Origin of the sequence: Mesorhizobium sp. M5C.F.Ca.IN.020.32.2.1 (assembly GCF_004023105.1) — a bacterium.
Lineage (GTDB): Bacteria > Pseudomonadota > Alphaproteobacteria > Rhizobiales > Rhizobiaceae > Mesorhizobium > Mesorhizobium wenxiniae.
Map to the genome: position 1 here is coordinate 1 of NZ_RZSX01000334.1, position 6,402 is coordinate 6,402.

General features: G+C 61.3%; 7 protein-coding genes. 2 read left to right on the top strand and 5 right to left on the bottom strand.

All coding sequences use genetic code 11. From position 1 onward, the window contains the following. Positions 1 to 196: 196 nt before the first annotated feature. On the top strand, positions 197 to 916 hold the full coding sequence (locus EOA86_RS17710; RefSeq protein ID WP_127212416.1) for a TetR/AcrR family transcriptional regulator: 720 nt from the start codon (positions 197 to 199) through the stop codon (positions 914 to 916). Positions 917 to 1,016: 100 nt separating this feature from the next. Here the strand turns inward: EOA86_RS17710 and yihA are convergent, their stop codons facing one another. From yihA to rpmH, 5 genes are all read right to left on the bottom strand, one after another. Further along, positions 1,017 to 1,676, bottom strand: coding sequence for a ribosome biogenesis GTP-binding protein YihA/YsxC (gene yihA / locus EOA86_RS17715; RefSeq protein ID WP_128342831.1), 660 nt, complete (start codon positions 1,674 to 1,676; stop codon positions 1,017 to 1,019). After that, the gene (locus EOA86_RS17720; protein ID WP_128342832.1) at positions 1,673 to 2,311 is read right to left on the bottom strand and encodes a CatB-related O-acetyltransferase; all 639 of its coding nucleotides are present in this window, start codon (positions 2,309 to 2,311) and stop codon (positions 1,673 to 1,675) included. Before EOA86_RS17720 ends, yihA begins: the two co-directional genes overlap by 4 nt. Positions 2,312 to 2,567: 256 nt before the next feature. Continuing rightward, a complete protein-coding gene (gene yidC, locus EOA86_RS17725) occupies positions 2,568 to 4,391 on the bottom strand; it encodes a membrane protein insertase YidC (RefSeq protein WP_128342834.1) in 1,824 nt (607 codons plus the stop codon). 13 nt (positions 4,392 to 4,404) lie between these two features. Next, complete coding sequence (gene rnpA, locus EOA86_RS17730) at positions 4,405 to 4,758, bottom strand: ribonuclease P protein component (RefSeq protein ID WP_095517502.1); 354 nt, start codon at positions 4,756 to 4,758, stop codon at positions 4,405 to 4,407. 16 nt (positions 4,759 to 4,774) lie between these two features. Beyond that, positions 4,775 to 4,909: a 50S ribosomal protein L34 gene (gene rpmH / locus EOA86_RS17735; RefSeq protein ID WP_008833937.1), complete on the bottom strand. Its 135-nt coding sequence runs from the start codon at positions 4,907 to 4,909 to the stop codon at positions 4,775 to 4,777. 304 nt (positions 4,910 to 5,213) lie between these two features. Here rpmH and EOA86_RS17745 point away from each other — a divergent pair. Further along, on the top strand, positions 5,214 to 6,402 hold a 1,189-nt coding region (locus EOA86_RS17745), incomplete at its 3' end, for a HAMP domain-containing sensor histidine kinase (protein WP_164891803.1).

A 6,402-nucleotide genomic window follows, 5' to 3' on the forward strand; every position in this document is an offset into this window, starting at 1 on the left:
GACTTCGGCGGTGGGGGTCGCGTTCGAGGACATGGGGATCTCTCTTGGCATCTCTCTGGAAACTGGGCATCTCTCTGGAAACAATCAGTAAGACTGAACCGTTCGGTTCGATGCGAACGTTGACTTAGCGCGGAGAGCGGCCCATATCAAGGGTGATCGAACCGATCGGTTCGAATATTTTTCGAGGTGTGACACTATGACCGAACCCGACAAGGACCAGTGCGATCTGCTGGATGGCCTGCGTCGCGGCCGCCCCGCGGCGGGACAGGACCCGGTCAAGCGCAGCCAGATCATCGAGGGCGCGCGCCGTGTCTTCATCGACAAGGGCTTCGAAGCGGCGTCGATGAACGACATCACCCGTGAGGCCGGCGTCTCCAAAGGCACGATCTATGTCTATTTCGCCAACAAGGAAGAACTGTTCGAGGCGCTGATCGAGGAAGAGCGCGGCACGATCTTCAAGAACATGTACGATATGCTCGACCGCGCCGACGACCTTCGCGAGACGCTGGTGAAGTTCGGCAAGGTGCTGTCCCTCAAGATCACTTCGGCCAAGGTCATCCAGGCGCAGCGCACGGTAATCGGCGCGTCCGACAGGATTCCCGAACTTGGCGCGCGTTTTTACGAACGCGGCCCGAAACGCGGCCACGACAAGGTCGTTGTTTTTCTCAATGCCGCCGTCGAGCGCGGCCTGCTCAAGATCGACGATGTCGACCTTGCCGCCTATCAGTTCACCGAACTGTGCCTGGCAGGTCTCTTCCGCCAGTGCATATTCGCCTACCGCACCAAAGCGCCGACCCCGGATGAGATCGACCACATCGTCAGGTCGGGCGTCGGCATGTTCCTGAAGGCTTACGGCACTGAAAGGCTTGCTACGGAAGAAAGCACCAAGACGATAGCACTAGAGGCAAAGTCCTAAAAGCGCGTCGCGTTTGACCGGCCCCACGCGACGCGCTGTAGGTTGTTGTTTTATGCATGTCGTTATCGCAAAACCGCTGCACACTTTTGCGCGACATGCATTAGCCGCCATTGGCCGCCAGCACGATCGCCACGCGCAATTCCTCAAGGCCCTCGCTCTTTTCCGACGACGTGGCGAGAACGAACGGAAACGCGGCCGGCCGCTTCTTGATCTTGCGCAGTGTCTCTTCGATCAATCGCGGCACGCCGGCCGCCTTGATCTTGTCGGTCTTGGTCAGCACGATCTGGTAGGAGACGGCCGCCTTGTCGAGCAGCGACAGCACTTCGTCATCCCTGGACTTGATGCCATGGCGGGCGTCGATAAGCACATAGACCCGCTTCAGCGTGACCCGGCCCTTGAGATAGTCGAAGACGAGTTTCGTCCAGTCGTCGACCTTCTCCTTGGGCGCGGTGGCGTAGCCGTAGCCCGGCATGTCGATCAGCGCCATCGGCGGCAGGTCGGCGCCTTCGCCGGAAAATCCACCCGGAACAAAATAATTGAGTTCCTGCGTCCGCCCCGGCGTGTTGGACGTGCGCGCCAGCCCCTTCTGATTGACCAGGGCGTTGATCAGCGACGATTTGCCAACATTCGAGCGGCCGGCAAAGGCGATCTCCGGCGGCCCCTCCGGCGGCAGGAACTTCATTGCCGGCACGCCGCGGATGAAGATCCACGGCCGCGTGAACAGCTCGATGCCGATCACGGTCTTGTTCAACGCGTTCAAACCGCTGCCTCCAGAAGAGAAATATCGGCGCCACGAATGGCATTGAGGTTGCGGCTGATCTTTTCCACCGGCCAATCCCACCACGCCGCCGCCAAAAGCCGCCAGATGGTCCTGTCGTCGAACCGCATCTTCACCACCTTGGCCGCATTGCCGGCGACGATCGCATAGGGTGGCACGTCATGCGTCACCACCGATTTTGCCGCAACGATGGCGCCATGGCCGATCGTCACGCCGGGCAGGATCGCCGCTTCCATGCCGATCCATACATCATTGCCGAGCACTGTGTCGCCGCGCAATTCCTTCGACCAGGTAGCCGGGTCGAAACCCTCATCCCAGCCATGACCGAAGATGTTGAACGGATAGGTCGAAAAGCCGGACATGGCATGATTGGCGCCGTTCATGATGAAGCGCGCGCCCTCGGCGATGGCGCAGAACTTGCCGATGATCAGCCGGTCGCCGATGAATGGATAATGATGCAGCACGCACCGCTCGGCGAATTTGTCCGGCCCGTCCGGATCGTCATAATAGGTGAAGTCGCCGATCTCGATGTTCGGCGCCGTGACCAGTCCCTTCAGGAAACCGACGCGGGTATGCATCGGGATCGGGTGCTTGATGTTGGGGTTGGGTCCGATCATGGTGTGGCTCCATCGCCGAAAAACAGGCAAGGTCAAAATAGCGCGATCCGCCCGGCAGCCAACCGCGTGCGCAGCGGATCATCCTTACCTGTTCATCGACGGAGCGCTCCTGAAACGACAGCGAGCTTATAGGGATGTGTCGCGGCGGCGTCTACCGCCGGGCCGACGGGTTTCGCCGCTCGCCGGCGGCTCGGCTCGTCCCAACAAAAAAGCCCCGGTCCGGGGCTTTTCTGGATTCACAAAAAGCGAGCGCCTTCTATTCCGCCGGCGACGGTTTCTTCCGGAACAGCGCGACCAGATTGTCCCACAATTCGATCTTGGCGCCCTGCCGCTTCATGATCACGCCTTGCTGGATGATCGAAAGCAGATTGTTCCAGGCCCAGTAGATGACGAGGCCGGCCGGAAAACCGGCCATCATGAACGTGAAGACCACCGGCATCCAGGTGAAGATCATGGCCTGTGTCGGGTCCGGCGGCGTCGGGTTCATGCGCATCTGCAGGAACATGGTCAGGCCCATGATCAGCGGCCAAACGCCGATCATCAACATGTCCGGCAGAGCGATCGGAATGAGGCCGAACAGGTTGAAGATCGAGGTCGGGTCGGGCGCCGCCAGATCCTGGATCCAGCCGAAGAACGGTGCGTGTCGCATCTCGATGGTGATGTAGAGCACCTTGTAGAGCGCGAAGAAGACCGGAATCTGCAGCGCCACCGGCCAGCAGCCGGCGAGCGGATTGATCTTCTCGGTTTTGTAGAGCTCCATCATCGCCTGTTGCTGCTTCATCTTATCGTCCGCGTATTTCTCGCGGATCTCGAGCATCTTGGGCTGCACCTTCTTCATGTTCGCCATCGACGCGTAGGACTTGTTGGCGAGCGGATAGAAGACGGCCTTGACGACGACGGTGGTGGCCAGGATCGCCAGGCCGAAATTGCCGAAGAATTTGTACATAGTGTCGATCAGGTAGAACATCGGCTTGGTGATCCAGATGAACCATCCCCAGTCGATCAAACGGTCGAACAGCCTGATATGGCGATGTTCCGCATAGGCGTTGACTTTGGCGACTTCCTTGGCGCCGGCGAAGATTTCGGTCTCGACCGTCGCCGACTGGCCGGCACCAACGGTGATCGGGTCGGTGAGGAAGTCGGCTTGGTAGCGCGGGCGGCCGTCCTCGAAATAAGCGTAACGCGGCTGGAACGGCTGCTTCTCGGTCGGCACCAGCGTCACCGCCCAGTATTTGTCGGTGATGCCCAGCCAGCCATCGGTCGACTTGCCCGGCGTGTACTGCTTGTCCTCCTCGACGGCCGCGTATTTGTGTTCCTGCAGGCCTTCCGTGCCGGTGACGCCGATCAGCCCTTCATGCAGCACATAGATGCTGGCAACGGCAGGCTTGTCGAAGCGGGTGACGCGGCCGTAATTCGACAGGGTGACTGGGGTTGAGCCTGAATTCTGCACCGTGTCCGAGACCGTGAACATATAGTCGCTGTCGACGGAGAAGGTGCGCTTGAAGGTCAGGCCCTTGTCGTTGGTGAAGCTCAGCGTAACCGGGGTCGCCGGCGTCAGCGTCGCATTGCCATCGACGGTCCACACGGTTTCCGGGCCCGGCACCGTGCCGGTCTTGTCGCTGCCGACAAATCCGATCTCGGCATAGTAGCCAGTGGGCAACGCTGCCGGGTTGAGCAGTTCGATCTCGGGCGAGTTTTTGTCGACCGTCAGCGTGTAGTGCTTGAGCTTGAGGTCGTCCAGACGGGCGCCGGTGAGATTGATCGAGCCCTCCAGGCTCGGCGTGTCGATCCTGACGCGCTTCGTCGACGCCAGCGCCTGCTCGCGGCCGGCAGGCGTCGCGCCATCGGTCCCCGGTGCATTGGGTGCATTAGGAATCGCGCCTTGCTGCGGCACCGGCGTTTCGCTGCTGCCCGGACTGGCGCCTTCGGCCGCCTTCTTCTGCTCCGCAATCCGCTGCTCTTGTATACGGGCCGCCTCGCGTTGCGCCTCGCTGTAAGGCATCACGTAAAAATACTGCCAAAGCGACAGGATCAGCACCGACAGCGCGATGGTGATGAAGAAGTTCCGGTTGTTTTCCATCGAAAGCCTTGGCCTATCGTGTTCCGCGCAGTCTGCGGGAGAGTTCGGCCTTCAACTGGCCGAACGGAATGGTAAGCACATCTTCGCGCCCGACGATGACATAGTCATTGCCAGGCTCCATGTCACCCGCGGCATGCGTGCGCACGGCTTCTCTCAGCCGCCGCCGGATGCGGTTGCGGACGACTGCATTGCCGACCTTCTTGGTGACCGTATAGCCGACGCGAGGCGCCTCTGCGTCGCTGCGGCCCAGAACCTCGACGAGAAAAAGCCGCCCGCGGCGCTTCTCGCCACGCCGGACAGCCAGGAATTCCGCGCGTTTCAGAAGCCGCTTGGGATGTGCTCCCACTGGCTTGCCGGTTGCGGGCAACGATCTCGTCTTCCGTTCAGGCGCTGAGCCGCTTGCGACCGCGGTTGCGGCGGGCTGCGACGACGCCACGACCACCCTTGGTGGCCATGCGGGCACGAAAACCGTGCCGGCGTTTGCGGACGAGTTTGGACGGTTGGTAAGTACGCTTCATTTGTTTTAATACCGCGGGGTGCGGCCCTTCTTGATTCTGTCACTCTGTAACAGGAGCTTTGCCGGGCCGGCTTTGGCGCGATCGAAACCGCGCCGGAACGAATGGCCCGAGCGTGAGCGGGCTTATAGAAAGAAGGGTTTTGGAAGTCAATCCGGCGCCGACATCCGGCACCTCAGCCGATCGGCTGAGGTGTGGTGGTCGAAGTCTTGGCGGTATCATCCCGTATTGGGACGAAGGATGAAATTGGCAAAAAAGCCGCAATGGCCTAATCTCGTTTGATCAAGCGATCGTGAAGAAAAGCAGCATGAGTGAAATCCCATCCGCGGAGGAAAGGACCGATCGGGCGACCGCGGCCGCCCGGAGGGTGCCTTTGTCGCGTGGATTGTCGACAAAGCTCCTGCTGCTCACCATCGTCTTCGTGCTCCTGGCCGAGGTCCTTATCTTTCTGCCCTGGATCGCCAGCTACCGGCTGAGTTGGCTGAAGGAGAGGCTGAGCACCGCTGCGGCCGTCTCGATCGTGTTGGTGCAGGGAGAGCCCGCCTCGCTGTCCCGCGCCGCCCAGAACGACGTGCTGATGGCGATCGGCGCCAAGGCGATCGCCGTGCGCGACGGCGGCGTCTCGCGGCTTCTGGTCGTGGCTGAGATGCCGCCGCACGTCGATGAGCATATCGACATCGCCAATGTCGGCCTGGTCGAGGGCATGACCGGCGCTTTGGACACGCTGTTTTTCGGCGGCGAGCGGATGCTGCGCGTTTTCGGCCCGGTCGGCGACAGCGACAAGGAATTCGAGTTGATCATGCCCGACTACAGCCTGCGCGATGCCATGCTCATCTATTCGCGCAACGTCGCCTTCGTCTCGCTGCTGATCTCGCTGTTCACCGCCATGCTGGTCTATGCCGCAATAGACCTGATCATGATCGGCCCGATCCGGACGATGACGCGCTCGATGCTGGCCTTCTCCGAGGCGCCGGACGACCCCGGGCGGATCATCCGCCCTGCTGCCCGCGCCGACGAGATCGGCGTTGCAGAGCGCGAGCTCTCGCAGATGCAGGAGCGGCTGCAAAAGATGCTCTCCGAGCAGAAGCATCTCGCCGACCTTGGCCTCGCCGTGTCGAAGATCAACCATGATATGCGCAACATCCTGGCGTCGGCGCAGCTGATGTCGGATCGTCTGCGCCAGGTCAAGGACCCGACCGTGCAGGCCTTCGCGCCGAAACTGCTGCGGGCGCTCGATCGTGCCGTGTCCTATTCGGAAGGTGTGCTCGCCTATGGCCGCACCCAAGAGCCGCCGCCCTCGCGCCGCAGGCTTAGGCTGCGCCAACTGGTCGACGACGTCCACGGCCTGCTCGACACCGAAGGCGGCATCGAATTTGTCAATGCCGTCGATCTGGCTTTCGAGGTGGATGCCGATTCCGATCAGCTTTTTCGCGTGCTCACCAATCTTTGCCGCAACGCCGTGCAGGCGATGGCGGCGGACGCGGAAAGTGCGGTGG